This window comes from Tardiphaga sp. 20_F10_N6_6 (assembly GCF_052076045.1).
Lineage (GTDB): Bacteria > Pseudomonadota > Alphaproteobacteria > Rhizobiales > Xanthobacteraceae > Tardiphaga > Tardiphaga robiniae.
The window spans coordinates 1,557,270-1,580,114 of record NZ_CP197239.1 but is presented as its reverse complement, the minus strand read 5'-3'; the positions used below and the strand labels follow the sequence as shown (position 1 = coordinate 1,580,114).

Below are 22,845 nucleotides of genomic sequence, written 5' to 3'. Positions count from 1 at the left end.
ATTCCCGGAAACTGGGAACGGGTCTTGCATTGAACTGATGTGAGTCGAACGCGGTCGTTCGGCTGCGTCAACAGCGCATGTGACAATGCGCTGGAATGAACAGACGTGCTCTGCGGACGCGTCACAACAAGCAGCGGGAACCAGCCTTTCACCACGATCAGACATCACTATATGTGAGAAAGGTTCTTGTTGCCTGACCCGGCAACGACGATCATGATGGTGGGGGCCAACGAGGACGCGGAATGCCAACTTTTTCTCAAAGCCTTGAACAATCGCTGCATCGGGCGCTCTCGATTGCGAACGAGCGGCACCACCAATATGCGACGCTGGAGCATCTCCTGCTGTCGCTGGTGGATGACAGCGACGCAGCGGCAGTGATGCGGGCGTGCAGCGTCGATCTCGACAAGCTGCGCGGCAGTCTGGTCAATTATCTCGAAACCGAATTCGAAAACCTGGTGACGGATGGCGCAGATGACGCCAAGCCGACTGCCGGTTTCCAGCGCGTGATCCAGCGCGCCGTCATTCATGTGCAGTCGTCGGGTCGCGAAGAAGTGACCGGCGCCAATGTGCTGATCGCGATCTTCGCCGAGCGCGAAAGCCATGCCGCGTATTTCCTGCAGGAGCAGGATATGACGCGCTATGACGCAGTGAATTACATCAGCCACGGCATTGCCAAGCGGCCGGGCGTTTCCGAGGCGCGGCCGGTGCGCGGCGTCGATGAGGAGACCGAGACCAAGAACGGCGACGACGCCAAGAAGAAGGGCGAGGCGCTCGATACCTATTGCGTCAACCTCAACAAGAAGGCGCGTGACGGCAAGATCGATCCGGTGATCGGGCGTACGGCCGAGATCAATCGCGCGATCCAGGTCCTGTGCCGCCGGCAGAAGAACAATCCGCTGTTCGTCGGCGAAGCCGGCGTCGGCAAGACGGCGATTGCCGAAGGTCTGGCCAAGCGCATCGTGGACAGCGACGTGCCGGAAGTGTTGTCGGCGGCTACCGTGTTCTCGCTGGACATGGGCACGCTGCTGGCCGGCACGCGTTATCGCGGTGACTTCGAAGAACGCCTGAAGCAGGTGCTCAAGGAACTCGAAGCGCATCCGAATGCGATCCTGTTCATCGACGAAATCCACACGGTGATCGGCGCCGGCGCCACCTCGGGCGGCGCGATGGATGCCTCGAATCTGCTCAAGCCCGCGCTGGCTTCGGGTGCGATCCGTTGCATGGGTTCGACCACCTACAAGGAATATCGCCAGCACTTCGAGAAGGATCGCGCATTGGTGCGCCGGTTCCAGAAGATCGACGTCAACGAACCGACTGTTGAAGATGCGATCTCGATCCTGAAGGGCCTCAAGCCGTATTTCGAGGATTACCACAAGCTCAAATACACCAACGAGGCCATCGAGGCTGCGGTGCAGCTCTCGTCGCGCTATATCCACGACCGCAAGCTGCCGGACAAAGCGATCGACGTGATCGACGAGTCGGGTGCGGCGCAGATGCTGGTGGCCGAGAGCAAGCGCAAGAAGACAATCGGCATCAAGGAAATCGAGACCACGATCGCGACCATGGCGCGAATCCCGCCCAAGAGCGTGTCGAAGGACGATGCCGAGGTGCTGCGGCATCTTGAGTCGACTTTGAAGCGCGTGGTGTTCGGGCAGGACAAGGCGATCGAAGCCTTGGCGGCATCGATCAAGCTGGCGCGTGCCGGCCTGCGCGAGCCGGAGAAGCCGATTGGCAGCTACCTGTTCTCGGGCCCCACCGGCGTCGGCAAGACCGAAGTGGCGAAGCAGCTGGCGTCGTCGCTGGGTGTCGAGCTCATTCGGTTCGACATGTCCGAATATATGGAGCGGCATACCGTGTCGCGCCTGATCGGCGCGCCTCCCGGCTATGTCGGCTTCGATCAGGGCGGTTTGCTCACCGATGGCGTGGACCAGCATCCGCATTGCGTGGTGCTGCTCGACGAAATCGAGAAGGCGCATCCGGATCTGTACAACGTGCTGCTGCAGGTGATGGATCACGGCCGTCTGACCGACCACAACGGCAAGCAGGTCTCGTTCCGCAACGTGATCCTGATCATGACAACCAATGCCGGCGCCGCCGACATGGCGCGTGCGGCCTTCGGCTTCACGCGCGGCAAGCGGGAAGGCGAGGATCAGGAGGCGATCAACCGGCAGTTCGCGCCGGAATTCCGCAACCGCCTCGATGCGGTCGTGTCCTTCGCACATCTGAATTCGGATGTGATCGGCATGGTGGTGGAGAAGTTCGTGCTGCAGCTCGAAGCCCAGCTCGCAGACCGCGACGTCACCATCGAACTGTCCGATCCCGCCAAGGCCTGGCTGATCCAGCACGGCTATGACGAGCAGATGGGTGCGCGCCCGATGGGCCGCGTGATCCAGGAGCACATCAAGAAGCCGCTGGCCGACGAACTGCTGTTCGGCAAGCTCAAGAATGGCGGCCACGTCCGCGTCATCCTGAAGAAGGACGAGGCGGTGCTCGGTGTCGAGCAGGAGAGCATCGGCTTCGAATTCGTCGATGGTCCCGTGACGCCGAAGCCGGAGAAGCTGCCGGCGAAGCGTGGTGCCGCCAAGAAGCCGAAGTCGGGCAAGGGGTCGGGTTCAGCCAAGGGGCCGCTGGAGAAGGCGTAAGCCGCCAGCCAATTGAACAAATGAAAACGGCCGGTGAGAGATCACCGGCCGTTTTGTTTTGGGAGATACGCTCTCTGTCCTCATGGTGAGGAGGCGCCTCTTCGGCGCCGTCTCGAACCATGAATGCATATGCACCCATCCTTCGAGACGCGCGCAAGCGCGCTCCTCAGGATGAGGGCTGAGTTTGCGGTTTTGTTATTTGGCCAAACGCCTTACTGCCCCAGCAGTTTCTGAATCTGCTTTTGCAATTCGCGCTTTTTCTTCTCGCTCTTGCGCAGGCGCTCTTCGATGTCGGAGCTTTCCTTGCTCTCCACCGGCGGATCGGTGAAGGCGACGCCGACGATGTTGTCGCGCCACCAGACGATCCTGGCGAGGAACGAACGGCCCTTTCGCGCGATGTTGAGCGTCAGCTCATCCTTTGGCAGTCGCGCGCCGCTTCCAAATTCGATGCGGGCGCCATCCTCGGAAATGTCGCGCACGACACATTCCTTGGCCTTCTGGTCCTTGGACGCGACGGCACCGTAGATCACCTTGTCCCTGACGTTCTTGCGCCGCTCGTCCATGTCCTGAGGTCCCCTGAGGTTGCAGGCGGGGACTGTACGCAGTTCCATCCGCCGGGGAAGGCTTTCGCGCGGATTGAGCGGATTTAACGTAAACCAAAGTTAAGGGCGATCGCCGAAAGACGGGGTGATCGGCCTCAGGGCGGGCTCAGGCCGCCGTCTCGCGTAATCCGCGGGCGATGTCCTTCTGCTTGTCGAATTCGGCCCGGCGGCGCGCCAGTTCCTCGGCGCTGAGCAGGGCGACATTGTTGTAGTCGCGCTTCCAGATGGCATCGCTGGCCCAGCGCTGCGGCGACTGCAGGGTCGTTTGCGGACCCACGGCGGATTCCAGCAGGCGCAGGGCCAATTCTAGGGTTTGCGCCTGCGAGGCCTTGTCATGCGGCTTGCCGGCGGAATTGCCCAGGGGGAAGTCGCTGAACAGAAAACGGGGCACGGCAGCGTGTTCGACAATGTCCTTGGCGCAGCCCGTTACCACGGTGGCAATGCCATTGGCCTCCAGCTCGCGGGCGACGAGACTGATGGTCTGGTGGCAGACCGGGCAATTCGGCACCAGGACGGCGACATCGACACCATCGGCCTTGGCGCGCTTGACGATCTCCGGCGCATCGGTCTCAAGGGTCACGCGGTGGCTGCGATTGGTTGGTGCGCCATAGAAGCGCGGCGCGACCTCGCCGATGCGTCCGGATGCCGCGAGTGCGCGTAGCGCGGGCAGGGGAAACCAGGTGCCGCTGTCGTCCGCCCTCGTGTGCACGCGATCATAGGCGATGTGCGAGATGCGCAGGTCATGATCGACCGACGTATCGCCGTCATAGACCTGATAGAATTTGGCGCCGCCGTTATAGAGCGCGCCCGGACCCTGATCGCCCTTGGCGGGATCGAAGGGCGCTGCGGTGGTGACGATGGCGACGCGCGACTGCGCCAGCGGCTTCTTCAGCGGCTGGAACGGCGTGTCGATGTGATGCGCCCAGCGATAGGGAACGTCATAGCCGATCGCCTGATAATAGGCGCGGGTGCGCGCCATATACTGGATCGGAACATCGTCGTCGCTGGCAAAGCCGGATGTGTCGTCGCGCGCGTCGGCCATTGTTTGCACTCCCGCTTTTGCCGTCTTTCATTCATAGCTAGCTGCTGGGGTCCCGCTGTCAAGGCGCGGGGAATCCGCGCGGGATAAGGCATGGCGTTCGGAAGCATCATCGGCCGGATAATTTGCCTCGCGGCGCTGTTGCTTGCGCCGGTCGCGGGCGTGCGCGCCGAGGAGCTCCCGATCAGCGAACTGGCGAAGCCCGGCGCGGACCGGATGCTGCCAATGGCGACTCCGGAAAAGCCTAATCTGGCGCGGGACAGTGGTGCCCGCGAGTCGATGTGTCTGATGATCGAGTCTGCAGCGCGAGCCAACGACCTGCCGCTGGAATTCTTCGCCCGTGTGATCTGGCAGGAAAGCCGGTTTCAGCCCGATGCCGTCGGTCCCGTGACGCGCAATGGCCAGCGCGCACAGGGCATCGCGCAATTCATGCCGGGCACGGCCAATGAGCGGCGTCTGCTCGATCCGTTCGATCCGGTGCAGGCACTGCCGAAATCGGCGGAGTTTCTCAGCGAGCTGCGCAACCAGTTCGGTAATCTCGGCCTCGCGGCTGCGGCCTATAATGCAGGACCACGCCGCGTGCAGGACTGGCTCGACGGCAAGGGATACATGCCCGGCGAGACCCGCAACTACGTCTCCGCGATCACCGGGGCGACGGTCGAGGACTGGCAGGCTGCGGGCCGTAACGGCAAGACGCCGCCGCGTGCCGCGACGTCGAGCTGCCGTGAATTGATGGCACTCCTGCAGCGCGCGCCCAATCCCTTCGTTACGCAACTGGAAGCGCGCGTGAAGCTCGGCGAAGCACGGCCATGGGGTGTGCAACTGGCGGCAGGCTTCAATCGTGATCGTGCGCTGATGTCCTATGCGCGCGTGATGCTGCGTTTGCGCACGGTGGTCGGCGAACGCGATCCCAACCTGCTGAGTTCGCTATTCCGAAGCCGCGGCACGCGAACCTTCTACCAGGTGAGGATCGGGACCGACACGCGTGACGAGGCCAACGATCTCTGCGGCAAGATCCGCCGGGCCGGGCAAGGCTGTCTGGTGCTGCGTAACGGCAGAGCGTGACTGCTGGCACCCCATGCATTGGCGCCTCTTGACGCCGGCGGCTTTCGGCAGCCTATGACAGGCCGGATCAAACAAGAAGAAACAAACACACGTGTCGCTTCCTGCACTGGATTCACCGAGATGGCAGGGCAGTGCGGCGGCCTTCCTTTACGGCATGCGGTCGATCACCACGACCATCCTGACGCTGGTCTTGTTCGCGACCTATATCGGCATCGGCGCGCTGGCCCATGACACGCATTTCAGCCTGTTCTGGGCGCTCGCCAGCACATTGTTCGTCTGGGCCGGTCCCGCACAGATTATTCTTCTCGTCGCGCTCGGCTCCGGCGCCACGGTCATTCAGGCGGCGCTCGCGGTGACTGTGAGCGCGATCCGTCTGTTTCCCATGGTGGTGTCGGTGCTTCCGATGCTGCGCATGCCGGAGACCAAAAAGCGGCAACTGATCTTGCCGTCGCATTTCATCGCAGTGACGCTGTGGGTGGAATGCTTCCGGTTGATGCCGCTGGTCCCGCGCGAGCGACGCATCGCCTTCGTCAACGGGCTCGGCCTCGGACTTGTGTTGTCGTCGCTGACCGCGACCTTCATCGGCTATCACCTCGCGGCCAATCTGCCGCCGCTGTTCGGCGCGGCGATCCTGTTGCTGACGCCGCTGGCATTTCTGCTGTCGACGGCGCGCAACTGCAAGCAGCTCGCCGATGTCGTGGCGCTCGTGCTCGGTCTCGCGCTGTTTCCTGTCGTGTCGCTCTTCAACACCGGCGTCGATATTCTGATCTCCGGCGTCTCGGCCGGGACGATCGCCTATGGCGTGCATCGCTGGAGGCGGCGGTGAGCGACTTCATCGGCGACTGGCATGCGTTGCTCGTACTGCTGCTGGCGGGTTTCCTGCCCAATGAAGTCTGGCGCATGCTCGGCCTGTGGCTCGGCGGCGGCGTCGACGAAGAGTCCGAGATCCTGATCTGGGTGAGGGCGGTGGCCACCGCGATCCTCGCCGGTGTCATTGCGCAAATTCTTGTCGTGCCGCCCGGCGCGCTGGCGAGTATTCCGCCGCCGTTGCGCTATGGCGCGGTGGCTGTCGGCCTCGTCGTCTTCGTTGCTTTCAGGCGCTCGATCTTTCTCGGCGTCGCATGCGGCGAGCTGGCGATGGTCACCGGCAAATACATCCTCGGTTGATAGACGACAGCGTCAGGCTGTATCGGCCTTGTATGACTGCGTGAACGCGATAGTCTCCGCTCAACTTAAAAATAGGGGTCGGGAGCCGATATGAGATTGCGCGCAAGTTCTGCCTTGATAACCGGCATCGTTATCGCTGCGCTGGGTTTTGCCGCGCCGCTCGCCCGTGCGGCGGAATATCCGACGCGCACGATCAAGCTCGTGGTGCCCTATGCAGCCGGCGGGCCGACCGACGTGCTCGCGCGTCTCGTGGCGGATTATCTCGGCCGCGATCTCAAGCAGACGACGATCGTCGAGAACAAGCCGGGCGCGCAGGGCGCCATCGCCGCCGAAATGGTGACGCGTGCAGAGCCCGATGGCTACACGCTGTTTGTCACGGCCGCGTCCATCATGGTGCTCAATCCGCTGCTCTACAAAAAGCTGTCCTACGACCCGCAGAAGGATCTGCGGATGCTGACGGTGGTCACCGATCTGCCCGTCGTGATGGAAGTGCATCCATCCGTACCGGCCAAGACGGTGAAGGAGTTCGTGGCTTACGCGAAGGCCAATCCCGGCAAGCTGAATTTCGGATCGGCCGGCACCGGCGGCACGATTCATCTGGCGGGCGAGATGTTCAAGCAGATTGCCGGCGTCGAGATGACCCATGTGCCTTACAAGGGCGCCGGGCCGGCGCTGACCGATCTCCTCTCCGGCAATATCCAGGTGATGTTCGATACGCTCTCCACGGCGCTGCCGCCCGTGAAGGCCGGGTTGTTGCGGCCGCTCGGTGTCAGCTCCAAGGAGCGCAGTCCCGATCTGCCTGACGTGCCCACCGTCATCGAGAGCGGATATGCGGACTATCAGGTCGGCGTCTGGTTCGGTCTGGCGGGATCGTCGAAACTGCCGGACGATGTCGTGAAGACGGTGATGACCAGCATGGACCGTGCCTTGAACGACAATACATTCCGCGCCTCGCTGGAGAAGATCGGCTTCCCGGTGCTGCGACCGAAGACGGTCAAGGAGATCAACGAATTCGTTGACGAGGACCGGGCGCGGTGGTCGAAGGTGATCAAGGCGCAGAACATCTCGCTGGATTGATCAGAATGGTGGGCAATGGTTCGTGAAAGTGAAATCCGCGCCGGCGAACTCGCCGTCGATGCACCGAAGCCGAACCATGCGGGCCTCGTCTATATCGGGCGCATCCGCACGCCCTGGACGTCGCGGCTGGAAACGCCGCGGCAGGGCCGCCATGACGGTCCGGTGTGCCGGCTCGAGATCTTCGAGCCGTGGGTGCCGGGGCTGAAGGATCTCGACCTCTACAAGCATCTCGAAGTGATCTACTGGCTGCATTTGTCGCGCCGCGACCTCGTGCTGCAGAGCCCCAAGAACGACGGCAATGCGCGCGGCATCTTCTCGTTGCGCACACCGGTGCGGCCCAATCCGCTGGGCACATCCATGGTGAAGCTGGTGGGGATTGAGGGGGCGACCGTGCTGGTGCGCGGGCTCGATTGCCTCGACGAGACGCCGCTGCTGGATGTGAAGCCCGACCGCTGCGAGTTCACGCCGCTGGCCCCGCCGCAGCCGGGCGACTTTCAGACGGAGTAGTTGCCCTCTCCCCGCAAGCGGGGCGAGGTAAGACAGGCGACGATCTATCCAATCGCCGCCAATGCCGCGATCAGTTTCGTCGCGTTGTCTTCCAGCACCTTCGGGTCTTCCTTGCGCGATGCCGGCGGCAGCAGGCCGACATTGTCGTGGCGCGGCATCACATGCATGTGCAGGTGAAACACCACCTGGCCGCCGGCCGCTTCCGAATATTGCGCGACGGTCATGCCGTCGGCCTTGAAGGCCTGTTTGCAGGCAGCGGCGATCTTGTGGGCGGCGCGGATCACATGGGCGTAGTCGTCCGGAGTGATGTCGAAGATGTTGCGCGCGGGCGCCTTGGGGATCACCAGCGTATGGCCGGGGGAGCGCGGCATGATGTCGAGGAACGCCAGCACGTGGTCGTTCTCATAGACCTTGTAGCAGGGGAATTCGCCGCGCAGGATCTTGGCGAAGATGTTGTTCGGGTCATACGCGGTCATGGAATCCTCCGGAGAATTTCGGCGCAAGTTTGGGCGACTGTCGCCGCCAGAGGGGAGCCGGTCAAGACAACTTAATCCTGCTCGTCGCCCTTCCTGAACGGGCCGGCCTCGGTCAATTCGCGGACGGCCTCCGCGACATATTCGCGCTCGCGCTGAAGATATTCACCGACGGCCTGACGCAGTCCGCGATCGGCGATGTAATGCGCCGAATAGGTGGTTTGCGGCAGATAGCCCCGTGCGATCTTGTGTTCGCCTTGCGCGCCGGCCTCGACGGTCTTCAACCCGCGGCGGATCGCGAAGTCGATGGCCTGATAGTAGCAGACCTCGAAATGCAGAAACGGGTGATGCTCGATGGCGCCCCAGTGGCGGCCGAACAGCGTATCCGAGCCGATGAAGTTGATGGCGCCGGCGATCCACTTGCCATCGCGCCTGGCCATGATCAGCGCGACGTCATTGCTCATGCTCTCGGCGATCAGCGTATAAAATTCGCGGGTCAGATAGGGGCGTCCCCATTTGCGCGAGCCGGTCTCCATGTAGAAGGCGAAGAACGCGTCCCAGGCATCCTCGGTGATCTCGCTGCCGGTGAGGGGATGGATGGTGATGCCATTGGCCAGCGCATCGCGGCGCTCGCGCTTTATCGCCTTGCGATGGCGCGAATTCAGCGTTGCCAGGAAATCGTCGAAGGTGCTGTAGCCATCATTGCGGAAATGAAACTGCTGGTCTGTCCGCTGCAGGAAGCCGCGTGCGGCGAGAAATTGCCATTCGCTCTCGCGCGCGAAAGTGATATGGACGGACGATGCATCGGTGGCCTCGCAGAGACCGACGAGGCCGCCGGCCAGCGCCGCGCCGACGCGTTCCACATCGACGCCGTCGCGGATCAGCAGGCGCGGACCGGTGGCGGGGGTGAACGGAACCGAGGCCTGAAGCTTGGGGTAATATTGCCCGCCGGCGCGCTCATAGGCATCGGCCCAGCCGCGGTCGAACACGTATTCGCCCTGCGAGTGCGATTTCAGATAACAGGGCACGACACCGACGATGCGGCCATCACTCTTGGCGATCAGATGGCGCGGTCCCCAGCCGGTGCGGGCGCAGGCCGAATTCGACTTCTCGACGGCCGTGAAAAAGGCATGGGACACGAACGGGTTGTAATTGGCTTTCGAGGCGTAACCGTTGGCCGCGGGGGCCAGCGTATCGAGGCTCTCAATGCCACCGAGATCGGCATGGCCGGTGGCACAGGCATCCCAGTCCGTGGCCGGAATCTGGCTGATGGACGCCACTGCTTCGAGCGTAATTTCCGATGACGTCATCAATCACTTGAACCGGTCATATGCGATCAACCGTCGCGGCGACCGCTCCTAAGATTGTGCATCGCGCCGGACACTTCAAGACCCGGCCGCAACGCCTTCAATTTACGGCACGAAGCCCTCGAAGGTCATCTGGTCGGCATAGCGGGCGGTGACGGCACGCTGTTCCGGCGTGCGCACGGTCCAGGTCAGCAGCGCGCAGCCGAACAGGTTGCGGGCGATCCAGGGCGCCGGGGCCGGCAGTTCCTTGACCCAGTAGGAGACGAAATGGGGGCGGGTGCGGAAGGCATGGCGGAGATGGCGCATGCCGTCGCGCTGGGCCTGCGTCAGTGTCAGCCATTCGCCGTCGTCATAGGTGCGCTGGGCGGTGATGCCGCGCGGGATCTCGGGGGCGATCTCGCGCATCGCGAGAACCTGATCGGGATCGAACGACATCCAGGCAACCGGCCCGCGATAGGTTTTGAGAATCTCGGCGACGCGGGCGACCAGTTTGCGATCGCCGTCGAAATGGCTCTTGATCTCGATCACGAGCCCGACGCGGCCATCGATCAGAGCGAGCAGATCGCCGAGCGACATCATGTGCTCGGGCGTGTCCTTGAAATTGATCTGTTTCAGTTCGGCGGATGTCTTGGAGAGCAGGGCGCCGGAGCCCTCCGTCAGGCGGCCGAGTTTATCGTCATGATGCACCATCGCCTCGCCATCGGCGGTGAGCTGCACATCGGTCTCGATGCTGAAATTTCCTGATATGGCGGCGTGCATGGCGCCGGGCATGTTCTCGATAACGCCGCGGGTGCGATCATGCAGGCCACGATGCGCGACCGGCCGGGCGATGAGCCAGTCAGGTGCGCGCATCGGGATTGTCCTGCATCAGAGCGCTTTCAAGCGAAGTGGATACCGGTTCGCGTGAAGAAAACGCGTCAAAACGAAAAGCTAGATGACTTCAAACACCGCGTCGACCTCGACCGCGCAATCGGCGGGCAGCGAGGCGACGCCGACAGCGGCGCGGGAGTGACGGCCCTTGTCGCCGAAGGCGGCGACCATCAGGTCCGATGCGCCATTGATGATTTTCGGCGCGTCGATGAAATCCGGCGTCGAATTGACGAAGCCGCCGAGACGGACGACGCGGGCCACCTTGTCGAGATCGCCGAGCGCAGCCTTGACCTGGGCCAGGATGTTGATGGCGCAGCCGCGCGCGGCATTGACGCCCTGTTCGAGCGTGACGCCGGCGCCGAGCTTGCCCTTGGCGATCAGCTGGCCGTCGGCGCCCATGCAGATCTGGCCGGAGACGAACAGCAGATTGCCCGTGCGGACGAAGCCGACATAGTTCGCCACCGGGCTCACCGGCTCGTGAAGCTTGACCCCCAGATCCGCAAGTTTCTGCTCCACCGTTCCTGCCATCGTGATTCCCCAAACAATTGATGATGTGCCCGAACAAAAGTCCCCAAAGGGTTCAGGCACCGTCTGTTTCACCCATACCGCGTCGCCGCGCAAGTGACGATCGGGCGACACCGGGCCGCCGCCGCAACTGTGCGGATTTGGCAAGATTCGCTGCAGAATATGGCATTTCCGCAGTGCGAATCCGGCGTGGCCGTAGTTGCGACGCAATAGGACGCTCTCTATTGTTGTAGTTCCAGAATCCAGGGAAAACCCATGCGCCGCATTTCCTCCGTTTCGCGCCTCCAGGCCGCTTCGCTGGCACTGACCATCGCGACCTTCGTAGCGCCGGTGTCGGCATTCGCGGCTCCGCCTGCTGCGGGCACGCCGTTCGTCGCGCACCAGGCGCTGTATGAACTGAAGCTGTTGAAGTCGCGCGGCAATGCCAGCGTGAACAGCGCCAGCGGCCGCATCCTCTATAATTTTACCGGCAGTGCCTGCGAAGGCTACACGTCGGATTTCCGTCAGGTTTCGGAGCTCAACAGCGGCGAGGACAAGACCACGCTGAGCGATCTGCGCTCCACCAGCTGGGAAGCCGGTGACGGCAAGAGCTATCGCTTCAAGATCGACACCCGCATGAATGACGGTGATGCCAGCGCCGTCGACGGCATGGCGGAGCGCGAGGGCGATCACGTCACCGTCAAGCTGAAGCAGCCGGTGGCGAAGACCTTCACGCTGGAGGGTTCCACCGTGTTTCCGACCGAGCAAATCCACCGCATCATCGCCGCCGCACGCGAAGGCAAGTCGGTGCTGGAACTGAATGTCTATGACGGGTCGGATACAGGCGAGAAAGTCTACAGCACGCTCACGGTGATCGGGCAGGCGATCCCCGGGGATCGCAAGGTCAGCGAACCCGATCCTTCGACGGGCGATGACGGGATGAAGAAGCTGACGCGCTGGCCGGTCACCGTCAGCTATTACGACAAATCGGCCAAATCCTCCGACGGCGGCGAGCAGACGCCGGTCTATGCGATGTCGTTCGAACTCTATGAGAACGGCGTCTCGCGGTCGCTGATGCTGGACTACAATGACTTCGTCATCGGCGGCGCCATGAGCAAGTTCAATGTGAAGGACAGCAAGCCTTGTAAGTGAGGAGTATGAGCTTTTTGCTCGGTTCTCTCAATTGTCATCCCCGCGTAGGCGGGGATCCATAACCACTACTTCTAAAAATTGAAACGTGGTCGAAACCATAGCGCTCCGATTTGAATTCGGAGTCTATGGGTCCCCGCCTTCGCGGGGACGACAGCCATAAACCTAAAAGCCTATCTCACTCCGCCCGCGACAGCCGCATGCTGTCCAGCAAACGCAGGCCACCGCCGCTTTCACTCTTCAGCAGCTTCTTCACCGCGCTCGATGCCGCGATCTCATAATGGTCGGCATAGGCTTCGTGGTTCTTCTCAATATCGTCGAGACGATACAGATAGTTCACCATCAGACTGGCGGACTCACGCAGGCCCTTGGCCGACGTGTCGCCAAGCCAGTCGATGCGCTCGAGCCGTGCGCCGTTGCCGAGATGGAAACGGGCGACGGAATCGATCGGGCCGCCGCGCGGGCTCTTGGCCTTCAGGAAGTAATGCGCAGCGAGCTGCTCCATCACGGGCTTGAGCTGCGCCGTCAGTGCCGTGTCGTTGACCCATAGCGGATCGGCGAGCATGTCGACCAGCGCCTGATCCTCATTGGACAGGTTGAGGTCATCGGCCTTCTTGAGCCACTTCATGAAACCCGGCACCGGCGACAGCGTCACGAAAGTGTCGAGCTTCGGCAATTCGCGGCGCAGTTCCTCGACCACCTGCTTGATCAGGAAGTTGCCGAACGAAATACCGCCGAGACCGCGCTGGCAGTTGGAGATCGAATAGAACACGGCGGTGCGCGCGCGCTCGATCGGCACCGGCTGGCGATCGACCGCGAGCAGCGGGGCGATGGCGCCCGGAATGGTTTCGGTGAGCGCAACCTCGACGAAGATCAGCGGTTCATCGACCAATGCAGGGTGGAAGAACGCGTAGCAGCGGCGATCCACGGGATCGATGCGGCGGCGCAGATCGTCCCAGTCGTGGATCTCATGCACCGCTTCATATTTGATGACTTTTTCGAGCACATTGGCGGGCGTGGACCAGTCGATCTTGCGCAGCACCAGAAATCCCCTGTTGAACCAGGATGCCAAGAGATGAACGACGTCGCGATCGACGGCGTTGAGGTCTTTGTTACCATTCTTCAGATCGAGAAGATCTTCACGCATCTTCACGAGTTCGCTGGTCGCGTTCGGCGCGCGGTTTAGCCGGCGAAACAGTTCCTGCCGCTGCGGCTCGGATGCGAAATGCAACTCGCCGGAGACGTCGCCGGTCGGCTTGGCACGCCATGCTTCGATGGCCTTTTCAAGCTTGTCACGATCGGGACCGTAATTCTGTGCGAGGTTTTCGAAGAAGGTGAGGCGGCCGGCCTCGTCGAGACTCTTGTAGCGATCGAGCACGCCGCGCGCGAGGACCGTGCCGGACGCTTCGCCGCGTCCTGACAACAGCTCCGTACAGAGTTCGATCAGATCCGATGCGTTCTGTTTGGGATCGACAGATGCCGGACCGAGCCGCAGCAGAGTGCGTCCGCGTTCCGAGATGGATGCGAGGAGATCGGAGAAGAAGGAGTCATTGCTCATGGTGAATCAATTCCCGGGCTGGCAGTCCAACCAGTCTGCTTCAATATAGCCCATAGCGAGGCATATTGCGCGATCATTTGAAGCATGAAACAATTGTGAGTGGGGAGCGCTTCGGCAAGAGAATTGCATTCGTTTCTGACTGCGGCCGGATCGCTGAAAACAGAGGAATTCAGGATGAAGCGGATCGCATCGAAGCGTGGCGTAGTGGCGGCTCTGGCACTCGGAGCGTTGCTGAGCAGTGGCTCGGCATTTGCCCAACAAACCATCAAGGTTGGCTGGACCATCCCGGCCGAAGAATCCAAATACTGGATGATGAAGCGTCCGCAGGAATTCGCGGATCTCGGCAAGAAATACAATATCGAGTGGGTGCAGTTTCAGGGCACCGCGCCGATGACGCAGGCACTCGCGGCCGGCGCGCTGGACTGCGCGACGCAATCGGTGCTGGCGCTCGCGCAAGGCGTGCAGAGCGGCAACCTCAAGGCTTCTATCGTCGCGCAGCACGTGTTCGAAAAGCCGGGCAGCTTCTCGGTCTATTGGGCGGTAAAGGACGACTCGCCGATCAAGACCATCGCCGACCTCAAGGGGAAGACGATGTCGATCAACACGCTGGGCTCCGGCATCTATGGCCCGATGGCGATCCTGCTGAAGCAGGCTGGCCTCGATCCGGCCAAGGACGTCAAGCTGGTTGAAGTCGGCTTCGCGCTCTCGGAAGAAGCGCTGCGCTCGGGCCGTGTCGATTCCGCCGTGATGAACCAGCCGTTCGCGGCGCGCATGGAAGCCAAGGGCGGCACCCGCAAACTGTTCTCGCTGTCGCAGCAGCAGGACGGCATCGTGCACATTCTCGAAGCCTGCCGTGCCGACTTCATCGAGAAGAATCCGGAACTGGCCAAAATGTATGTGCGTGATCTGACGCTGGGCATGCAGAAGGCGCTGGCCAACCGCGATGAAACGCTGAAGGTCGTTAATGAAGTGATGAAGGCGCCGATCCCGGTGCTGGAAACCTATCTGCTGAAGGACAATGATTTCGCCAGGGATCCGGGTGCTGCGCCGAACTTCGACGCGATCCAGAAGATGCTCGACACCTATGTCGAATCCGGAATGCTGCCGAAGAAGCTCGACGTCTCCGAGCTGAAGGGCAAGGTCGTCGCGCCGATCAAGTAACGGCGTCGCTCACCTACAAACCCTACAAACAATGACACTCTCTCCGTCATGCCCGGCCTTGTGCCGGGCATCCACGTCTTGGCCACAAGGAAGGCGTGGATGGCCGGGACATCCAGCGAAGCCGCGCTTCGCGCTTTGCCCGGCCATGACGTGGAGAGAGCAGTGCTTGATCGCGATCGTTATTGTGAAGTTGTATCGTCCGACATGCCGCTGTCGATCAGGAGATCCAGCGTGTATTTGATGGTTGCGCGCTCGTCGTCGCTGAAGCGGCTCAGCAGCTCTGTCTCATGTTCGAGCGCCGCCTTCTGCACCGGCTTGACGCGTGCGCGACCCTTTGCGGTCAGGTAGAGCGTGACGCGGCGCCGATCGTTCGAGGTGCTCTTGCGCTTCAGCAGATCGTCGCGCTCCATGCGGTCGAGCACTTTCGTCAGGCCGGGTTGCTTCATCAAAGCCATTGCGGCGAGCTCGCCAACCGAGAGCCCTTCGACATCGGCAAGGCAGGCCAGCACGCGCCATTCCGGCACGGTGAGGTCCCATTCCTTCAGCCGCGTGTGGAACGAACTGGATACGTTGAAGCTGGCTCGCGCCAGCAGATAGGACAGGTAGCTGCGCGCAAAACTGTTGCTGGCCAGAGCCGGCGCACGTGGCTGTGCCTTGTCGATGCGGCGGAGTTGTCCGGAGTGGAAGACGAGGGGGTCGTGATTGCGCTCGACGAAGTGCACGACTTCACCGACCAGGATCGTGTGGTCGCCGCCGGGATAGCGCGCCCAGGTCTTGCATTCGAAGATCGGTGCGAGGCCCTCGATCAGCGGTGCACCGCTGATGCCCGGCGCATGGGCGATATCAGCAAACTTGTCGGAGCCGCGGCGGCCGAAACGCATCGCGAGCTCGCCATGATCGGCGCCGAGAAAATGAATGGCGAAAGCGTCGGCTTCGACGAAGGGATCGTGGCTCGGTGAAGATTTCGCGACGCTCCACAGCACCAGCGGCGGATCGAGCGACACCGACGAGAACGAATTGGCAGTCATGCCGACAGGATGATCGCCTGTCGTTGCGGTGACCACGGTGACGCCGGTCGGAAACTGGCCCAGCGCCTGACGAAACGTCGCGGGGTTGACCGCCTGCGCCTTGTCCGGGAGCTTGTTATCCGCGACCTTGTCCTGCGCCGTCTTGTCAAACGCCATGGAATTCGCCGCTCCGCAACATCCGCGACTGCCCAAAATACAGCGCCGGATTGTCCTTCAAGATTAAAAATATTCCTTTTCATATAACATGACCGCGCCTATCATCCAACCATAATCGCTTTAAAACATGGAGAAACGGCATGCTGGCGGATCGCATCGAGGCGAAATGGATCGACGCATTCTGCGAGATCTTCGAGCGCTGCGCGGTCAAGCCCGGCGACACTGCCGCCATCCTCTCCGAGACGCAATCGCGCGCATTGAATGTGCACATTGCCGAATTGGCATTGCTGCGTATGGGCGCGCGGCCGTTCCACGTTGTGGTGCCGACGCCGCGCAACAAGCAGGTGGTGCCGATCCGCTCCACCGGCGCGTCCGAAGCGATCCAGCAACTCGGGCCGGTTGTATCAGCGCTGCAGCAGGCCGGCTTCGTCGTCGACTGCACCATCGAAGGCCTGATGCATGCCAAGGAAACACCGGAGATCCTGAAGGCCGGCGCGCGCATTCTCGTGATCTCCAACGAGCATCCCGAAGCGCTCGAACGCATGGTACCGGACTCGGCGCTCGAGAAGCGCGTGCGCGCGGCGGCGAAGATGCTGCGCGGCACGAAGCACATGAAGGTGACCTCGAAGGCGGGCACCGATCTCGACGTCAACATGGAAGGCGCGGCCACCGTCGGTGTCTGGGGCTGGACCGACAAGCCGGGCACGCTGGCGCATTGGCCGGGCGGCATCGTCGTGAGCTTCCCGAAGAGCAAGACCATCAACGGCACAGTGGTGATGGATGCAGGCGATATCAACCTGACCTTCAAGCGCTATCTGACCTCGCCGGTGAAGATGCTGTTCAAGGACGACTATCTCACCGAGCTGACGGGCGAGGGCGCCGATGCCGAGATGATGAAGCGCTATCTCGCCGCCTGGGGCGATCGTGAAGCTTACGCCGTGTCGCATGTGGGCTGGGGCATGAACCCCAATGCGCGTTACGAGGCGCTGCAGATGTATGACCAGCGCGATACCAACGGCACGGAAATCCGCGCAGTGGCCGGCAACTTCCTGTTCTCCACCGGCGCCAATGAATTCGCCGGGCGCTACACAGCGGGGCATTTCGATCTGCCGATCTTCAAGACCACAATCACGCTGGATGGTGTGGCTGTGATCAAGGACGGCGTGGTGCAGGACGTGTTCGGCTGAGTCCGAACACGTCCCTCCAAGCTCCGGGCTATCTGGTCACGGGCACTATCCCTTTTGCCGAGATCAAGCCGGCCTGAGGCAGCCCATAGCCCTTAACAATTGCATAGATCGCGGGGATCACAATCAACGTCAGCAGCGTCGACGAGATCATGCCGCCGATCATCGGCACCGCAATGCGCTGCATGATCTCCGAGCCCGTGCCGGTGCTCCACATGATCGGCAGCAGGCCCGCCATGATGGCGACCACCGTCATCATCTTGGGACGGACGCGTTCGACCGCTCCCTCCATGATGGCATCGTACAGGTCGTTGCGCGTCAGCGGCCGTCCTTCAATGTCCCGTCGCGCCTGGATCGCGGTCAATGCCTGATTCAAATAGATCAGCATCACCACGCCGGTCTCGGCGGCAACGCCGGCCAGCGCAATGAAACCGACGACGACTGCAACCGACAGGTTGAAGCCGAGCCACCACATCAGCCAGAGGCCGCCGACCAGTGCGAAGGGCAGCGACAGCATGACGATCATCGTTTCGGTGATCGACCGGAAGTTCAGGTACAGCAGCAGGAAGATGATCAACAGCGTCACCGGCACGACGATCTTCAGGCGCGCCGTCGCGCGTTCGAGATATTCGTACTGGCCGCTCCACATCACGTAGTAGCCGGGCGGGAATTGAATGCTCGCCTGGACGGCGTGCTGCGCGTCGGCCACGTAGCCGCCGAGGTCGCGGTCGCGGATGTCGACATAGATGTATGTGGCCAACTGTCCGTTTTCCGTCCGGATCGACGTCGGGCCTCTCGCCAGCGCAATCCTGGCCACTTCGCCGAGCGGGACCGCGCCACCTCCGGGCATCGGCACCAGCACGTCACTGGCGATAGCCTGCGGACTGTCTCTGAGGTCGCGGGGGTACCGCATGTTGACGGTGAAGCGTTGCCGGCCTTCCACGGTCGTCGTCACCGTCTGGCCGCCGAGCGCGGTTCCGATCACGTCCTGAACGTCCTGGATCATGATGCCGTAGCGCGCCAATGCCTCTCGATCCGGTGTCACATCGAGGTAGTAGCCGCCGATGCCGCGCTCGGCATAGGCCGACGATGTGCCCGGCACAGCCTTGAGCACCTGCTCGATCTGCTTGGCAAGCCGATCGATCTCGACGAGGTCGGTGCCGATCACCTTCACGCCGATGGGCGTGCGGATGCCTGTCGACAGCATGTCGATGCGGGCCTTGATCGGCATGGTCCAGGCATTCGACACGCCCGGAAACTGCAGCGCCTTGTCCATCTCGGCGATCAGTCCATCGACCGTGAGACCGGATCGCCACTCTTCCTTCGGCTTGAGGTTAATGATTGTCTCGAACATTTCGGAGGGCGCCGGATCGGTCGCCGTGGCAGCGCGCCCCGCCTTGCCATAGACCGAAGCCACCTCCGGAAACGACCGAATGATCCTGTCCTGCATCTGCAGCAGTTCTCCGGCCTTGGTAACGGAGATGCCCGGCAGCGTCGTCGGCATATACACGAGCGTGCCCTCGTTGAGGCTGGGCATGAACTCGGTGCCGAGCTGACGGGCCGGCCAGACACTCGCCGCGAGAATGGCGAGTGCGAGCAGTACGACCAGCGTCTTCGCGCGCATCACAACATTGATGACCGGCCGGTAGACCCAGATCAGAAAGCGGTTGATCGGGTTCTTGTGTTCCGGAACGATCCGGCCGCGGACGAAGATGATCATCAGGGCCGGGACCAGTGTCACTGACAGGATAGCCGCGGCCGCCATCGCAAACGTCTTGGTGAACGCCAGAGGGCTGAACAGACGTCCTTCCTGGGATTCCAGCGTGAAGATCGGCATGAACGACACGGTGATGATCAACAGGCTGAAGAATAGCGCCGGGCCGACTTCGGAGGCTGCCTCGATCAGGACCTCGACGCGCGACTTGCCGGGATCCGCGCGTTCGAGATGTTTGTGGGCGTTCTCGATCATGACGATGGCGGCATCGACCATGGCGCCGATGGCGATCGCGATGCCGCCGAGACTCATGATGTTGGAGCCAAGACCGAGCAGTTTCATGGCGCCGAACGCCATCAGCACGCCGACCGGCAGCATCAGGATCGCAACCAGGGCACTGCGGACATGCAGCAAGAATAAGATGCAGACGAGTGCGACGACCACGCTTTCCTCCAGCAATGTGTGCTTGAGCGTGGCGATGGCGGCGTTGATCAGGTTGGAGCGGTCGTAAACCGGAACGATCTCGACGGAGTTCGGCAGACTGCTGGCGATCTCCTTGAAGCGCTTCTTGACGTTCTCGATGACGTCGAGCGCATTGACGCCGAAGCGTTGCAGCACGATACCGCTGGCGACTTCGCCTTCACCGTTGAGTTCGGTGATGCCGCGCCGCTCGTCGGGGCCCAGTTCGACGCGCGCGACATCGCGCAGCAGGACCGGCGTGCCGTTGTTGGTCTTGAGCACGACATTCCCGAGGTCGTTGATCGACTTCAGATAGCCCTTGCCGCGGATGACATATTCGAATTCGGACAGCTCCACCGTGCGACCGCCGACATCGGCGTTGCTGGCGCGGATAGCGTCGCGCATCTTCTGCATGGTGATGCCGAGGTCGCGCATCCGAAGTGGATCGAGCACGACGTTGTATTGCTTGACGAAGCCACCGACGCTGGCGACTTCGGCGACGCCTTCGGCTTTGGCGAGCGCAAACTTCAGATTCCAGTCCTGGATCGCCCGTGTGTCGGCAAGGTTCAATTCCTTGGACATCACCGCGTATTGGTAGACCCAGCCGACGCCGGTGGCATCGGGGCCCATCGTTGGCGTGACGCCGGCGGGCAGGCGGGACGTGGCTCCGTTCAGGAATTCGAGAACGCGCGACCGGGCCCAGTAGATGTCGGTCCCGTCTTCGAAGATGACATAGACGAACGACACGCCGAAGAACGAGAACCCGCGCACCACTTTCGACTTCGGCACCGTGAGCATTGCCGTCGTCAACGGATAGGTGACCTGATCCTCGATCACCTGCGGCGCCTGGCCGGGGTACTCGGTATAGACGATAACCTGCGTGTCGGAGAGATCCGGGATGGCGTCGAGCGGCAGATGGGCCAGCGCGTAGATGCCAGCGGCTGCAGCGAACCCCGTGCCGAACAACACCAGCAGCAGATTGCGCGCCGACCATGCGATGATGCGGGCGATCACTGTGGGCTCCTCGCGTCGGAAAAGCCCTTCAGCGCGGCCTTCAGATTGCTTTCCGCATCGATCAGGAAATTGGCCGAAATGACGACTGGTTCGCCGTTTGCGACTCCCTCGTTGATTTCGACATAGCCGCCGCCGCGACGGCCGAGTTCGACGCCGCGCGGTTCGAAGCGGCCCTGTCCTTTGTCAATGAATACCGATTGCCGCGTGCCGGTGTCGATCACAGCGCTCTCCGGGACGGACACGACCGGATCCGCACTTCCGGTTTCGATCGAAGCGTCGATATACATGTCCGGTAGCAGAGCGAGATCGGCGTTTGTGAGTTCGATACGGACGCGTGTCGTCCGGGTCTCGCGATTGACCTGCGGGTAGATCACGTTGATCTTGCCGGCAAACTGCCTGCCGGAGAGGCTACGCGTCCGGACGTTCACCGGCTGTCCGACGGCGATGGCTCCAAGATCGCGCTCCGCGACATCGACCATTGCCCAGACGAGCGACGTGTCGGCGATACGAAAGAGGATGTCGCCGGGTTGCGCCCGCATCCCTTCGATGGCGTTGCGCTCAAGCACGATGCCGTCCCGCGGTGCGGCCCAGGCGATGGAGATCGGGACGATACGGCTCTTCTCGATTTCGGCAATCACCGTGTCCGGAACGTCGAGATTCATGATCCGTTGACGTGACCCGCGCCCGTACAGTCCATCGCCGCCCGTCGTCTTCGACGTGATCGTCGCGACATATTCCGCCGCAGCGGACGAGATCGCCGGGCTGTAGATATCCATCAAGGGCTGCCCGCTGCGGACCTTCGTGCCGGTGGTGACATCGGCAACCTTCTGCACCCAGCTTTCCGCGCGCATCGAGATCACGGAGATGCGCCGCTCGTCGAGCTGGATCGTACCGGGTGCGCGGATCTGCGTCCGGATCACGCGCCTGGTGGCTGGCTCGGACTTCACGCCCGTGCGCTGTATCTTGCCCGGAGAGAGCTTGACTGATCCATCGTCGGAATCGTCGCCGTCGAACACCGGGATGTAATCCATCCCCATGGAGTCCTTCTTCGGCGTTGGCGACGTGTCAGGAAGTCCCATCGGATTGCGGTAATACTTGATCTTGCGGCTCGTGTCGGTGCCAGCCGACGCTGGCTCCGAAATCGGCATGGTCTCCGTGAGGTCTTCGAAGCTGACGTCGGCCCCGGCGGGCACGGCGCGGTAGTCGCGACCTGACGCCGTTTTCTTCGGCGTCAATGAATAAGCCGGCTTTCCGTCCGGATCTTGATAGTAGATGGGCGCGCCGGCTTCCTGCGCATCGGCGGAGGTGACTACGGCGAGGGCGTGCGTCAACGGTCGCTGCGCGATGATGAATCCGCCTCCGGCCGCCGCGATGAACGCGACGGCGGTACCAGCTAAAACGGCGCGGTTCATTTCTGCGCCGTGATGACGAGCTTGTTCTCGACGGAGCCGGTTTCTCCCTGCACCTTGGCGCCCAGAGAAAGCTGCCAGCGACCGGCCATTCCGAAAGTGGCCTTGAACTTGTAGGTGCCGGGCTCGGCCCCCGATACTGGCGTGACCTTGGTGGCCATCTCCTGCATGCCGTCAGGAGCCATGTCGAGACGGCTTGCGAAAATGACGGCATCAGGCACAGGCTTGCCGGTCTTGGTGTTCATCAGACGGACGGTGATGATCTTGTCGGGGCCGGCCTGTACGGACTGATCGACGAGCTCGAACGTGTAGTCCTTGATGTCAGCCAGTGCAGCCGTGCTTGCGCTGCCCAAAGCGACAGCGATCAACGCAGCCCGGAAGGCGCGCGGGGAGTTAGACGTCTTCATGATTTGGTATCCTCGATTGAATCTGATGTGCCGCGAACGGCATGCGTCATCCACGCGCCTGGAGGCACGCGGCAGCGACGGCGCTCAGCGCCGCTCAGATCGAAGTGCGAGGAGGGTGGTCTGGAGGGGGACGGTTGACGCCATCGGTCAGCGCGTCGTTCAGCAACGAGTGGTAGGTTCGGACGGCGTGGCGAACCGTCATGGGTGGCGCCAGGGAGGGGCCCGCCTGGGCGGTCTTCAACGCGCAAATTGCGAGAAGTGGACAGTCCTGGCAATCCTTACTCTTCTGTTCGGATGGGCAGCAGGGCATGTCTCCAGACATCGCCGACATGTCGGTCATCGTGGCCGACGGA

General features: G+C 62.1%; 20 protein-coding genes. 9 read left to right on the top strand and 11 right to left on the bottom strand.

Translation table 11 applies throughout. The features are described from left to right. The first annotated feature begins 242 nt into the window (after positions 1-242). Positions 243-2,642 (top strand): ATP-dependent Clp protease ATP-binding subunit ClpA, encoded by a 2,400-nt coding sequence (gene clpA / locus AB7813_RS07550; RefSeq protein WP_089263729.1) that lies wholly within the window; start codon positions 243-245, stop codon positions 2,640-2,642. Positions 2,643-2,854: 212 nt separating this feature from the next. On the opposite strand, the gene AB7813_RS07545 is transcribed toward clpA, so the two are convergent. Together AB7813_RS07545 and AB7813_RS07540 are read right to left on the bottom strand one after the other, a co-directional pair. Continuing rightward, positions 2,855-3,205 (bottom strand): PilZ domain-containing protein, encoded by a 351-nt coding sequence (locus tag AB7813_RS07545; protein WP_068734400.1) that lies wholly within the window; start codon positions 3,203-3,205, stop codon positions 2,855-2,857. A 145-nt stretch (positions 3,206-3,350) separates the two neighbouring features. Next, positions 3,351-4,286, bottom strand: coding sequence for a glycine/sarcosine/betaine reductase selenoprotein B family protein (locus tag AB7813_RS07540; RefSeq protein ID WP_439083249.1), 936 nt, complete (start codon positions 4,284-4,286; stop codon positions 3,351-3,353). Positions 4,287-4,376: 90 nt separating this feature from the next. Here AB7813_RS07540 and AB7813_RS07535 point away from each other — a divergent pair, with 90 nt between their 5' ends. The 5 genes from AB7813_RS07535 (at position 4,377) to tsaA (ending at position 8,099) form a co-directional block, all read left to right on the top strand. Continuing rightward, entirely contained in the window at positions 4,377-5,348 is a 972-nt protein-coding gene (locus tag AB7813_RS07535) for a transglycosylase SLT domain-containing protein (RefSeq protein ID WP_414716944.1), read from the top strand. A 91-nt stretch (positions 5,349-5,439) separates the two neighbouring features. Further along, a complete protein-coding gene (locus AB7813_RS07530; RefSeq protein WP_315842666.1) occupies positions 5,440-6,174 on the top strand; it encodes an AzlC family ABC transporter permease in 735 nt (244 codons plus the stop codon). Beyond that, complete coding sequence (locus AB7813_RS07525) at positions 6,171-6,515, top strand: AzlD domain-containing protein (protein WP_309945246.1); 345 nt, start codon at positions 6,171-6,173, stop codon at positions 6,513-6,515. Before AB7813_RS07530 ends, AB7813_RS07525 begins: the two co-directional genes overlap by 4 nt. Before the next feature lie 90 nt (positions 6,516-6,605). Then, a complete protein-coding gene (locus AB7813_RS07520) occupies positions 6,606-7,592 on the top strand; it encodes a Bug family tripartite tricarboxylate transporter substrate binding protein (RefSeq protein ID WP_309945247.1) in 987 nt (328 codons plus the stop codon). 15 nt (positions 7,593-7,607) lie between these two features. Then, positions 7,608-8,099, top strand: a complete 492-nt coding sequence (gene tsaA / locus AB7813_RS07515; protein ID WP_089263736.1) for a tRNA (N6-threonylcarbamoyladenosine(37)-N6)-methyltransferase TrmO — start codon at positions 7,608-7,610, stop codon at positions 8,097-8,099. 44 nt (positions 8,100-8,143) lie between these two features. Here tsaA and AB7813_RS07510 read toward each other — a convergent pair whose 3' ends face one another. The 4 genes from AB7813_RS07510 to AB7813_RS07495 form a co-directional block, all read right to left on the bottom strand. Further along, positions 8,144-8,575, bottom strand: a complete 432-nt coding sequence (locus tag AB7813_RS07510) for an HIT family protein (RefSeq protein WP_320444560.1) — start codon at positions 8,573-8,575, stop codon at positions 8,144-8,146. A 71-nt stretch (positions 8,576-8,646) separates the two neighbouring features. Beyond that, complete coding sequence (locus AB7813_RS07505; protein WP_439083250.1) at positions 8,647-9,882, bottom strand: GNAT family N-acetyltransferase; 1,236 nt, start codon at positions 9,880-9,882, stop codon at positions 8,647-8,649. 102 nt (positions 9,883-9,984) lie between these two features. Continuing rightward, the gene (locus AB7813_RS07500; RefSeq protein ID WP_439083251.1) at positions 9,985-10,731 is read right to left on the bottom strand and encodes a glycerophosphodiester phosphodiesterase; all 747 of its coding nucleotides are present in this window, start codon (positions 10,729-10,731) and stop codon (positions 9,985-9,987) included. 78 nt (positions 10,732-10,809) lie between these two features. Beyond that, a complete protein-coding gene (locus AB7813_RS07495; RefSeq protein ID WP_092144382.1) occupies positions 10,810-11,277 on the bottom strand; it encodes a RidA family protein in 468 nt (155 codons plus the stop codon). 252 nt (positions 11,278-11,529) lie between these two features. Between AB7813_RS07495 and AB7813_RS07490 the strand changes: the two genes are divergently transcribed. Then, positions 11,530-12,405 carry a cell envelope integrity EipB family protein gene (locus tag AB7813_RS07490; RefSeq protein ID WP_093761299.1) on the top strand — a complete coding sequence of 292 codons (876 nt, stop codon included), beginning with the start codon at positions 11,530-11,532 and terminating at the stop codon, positions 12,403-12,405. A gap of 175 nt (positions 12,406-12,580) precedes the next feature. Here AB7813_RS07490 and AB7813_RS07485 read toward each other — a convergent pair whose 3' ends face one another. Beyond that, positions 12,581-13,960: a malonyl-CoA decarboxylase gene (locus AB7813_RS07485; protein WP_068732361.1), complete on the bottom strand. Its 1,380-nt coding sequence runs from the start codon at positions 13,958-13,960 to the stop codon at positions 12,581-12,583. A gap of 174 nt (positions 13,961-14,134) precedes the next feature. Here AB7813_RS07485 and AB7813_RS07480 point away from each other — a divergent pair, with 174 nt between their 5' ends. Beyond that, on the top strand, positions 14,135-15,121 hold the full coding sequence (locus AB7813_RS07480) for an ABC transporter substrate-binding protein (RefSeq protein ID WP_120292027.1): 987 nt from the start codon (positions 14,135-14,137) through the stop codon (positions 15,119-15,121). Between the two features lie 179 nt (positions 15,122-15,300). Here AB7813_RS07480 and AB7813_RS07475 read toward each other — a convergent pair whose 3' ends face one another. After that, positions 15,301-16,305, bottom strand: a complete 1,005-nt coding sequence (locus tag AB7813_RS07475; protein ID WP_439083253.1) for a flavin reductase — start codon at positions 16,303-16,305, stop codon at positions 15,301-15,303. A 140-nt stretch (positions 16,306-16,445) separates the two neighbouring features. Here AB7813_RS07475 and AB7813_RS07470 point away from each other — a divergent pair, with 140 nt between their 5' ends. Then, on the top strand, positions 16,446-17,492 hold the full coding sequence (locus AB7813_RS07470; protein ID WP_439083254.1) for a peptidase M29: 1,047 nt from the start codon (positions 16,446-16,448) through the stop codon (positions 17,490-17,492). A gap of 28 nt (positions 17,493-17,520) precedes the next feature. Here the strand turns inward: AB7813_RS07470 and AB7813_RS07465 are convergent, their stop codons facing one another. From AB7813_RS07465 to AB7813_RS07455, 3 genes are read right to left on the bottom strand one after another with little or no spacing between them, the layout of a single operon-like run. Next, positions 17,521-20,676, bottom strand: a complete 3,156-nt coding sequence (locus tag AB7813_RS07465) for an efflux RND transporter permease subunit (protein ID WP_439083255.1) — start codon at positions 20,674-20,676, stop codon at positions 17,521-17,523. After that, on the bottom strand, positions 20,673-22,088 hold the full coding sequence (locus AB7813_RS07460; RefSeq protein ID WP_439083256.1) for an efflux RND transporter periplasmic adaptor subunit: 1,416 nt from the start codon (positions 22,086-22,088) through the stop codon (positions 20,673-20,675). The genes AB7813_RS07465 and AB7813_RS07460 overlap by 4 nt, the downstream gene beginning before the upstream one ends. After that, positions 22,085-22,492, bottom strand: coding sequence for a FixH family protein (locus AB7813_RS07455; RefSeq protein ID WP_439083257.1), 408 nt, complete (start codon positions 22,490-22,492; stop codon positions 22,085-22,087). The genes AB7813_RS07460 and AB7813_RS07455 overlap by 4 nt, the downstream gene beginning before the upstream one ends. Positions 22,493-22,845: the final 353 nt, after the last annotated feature.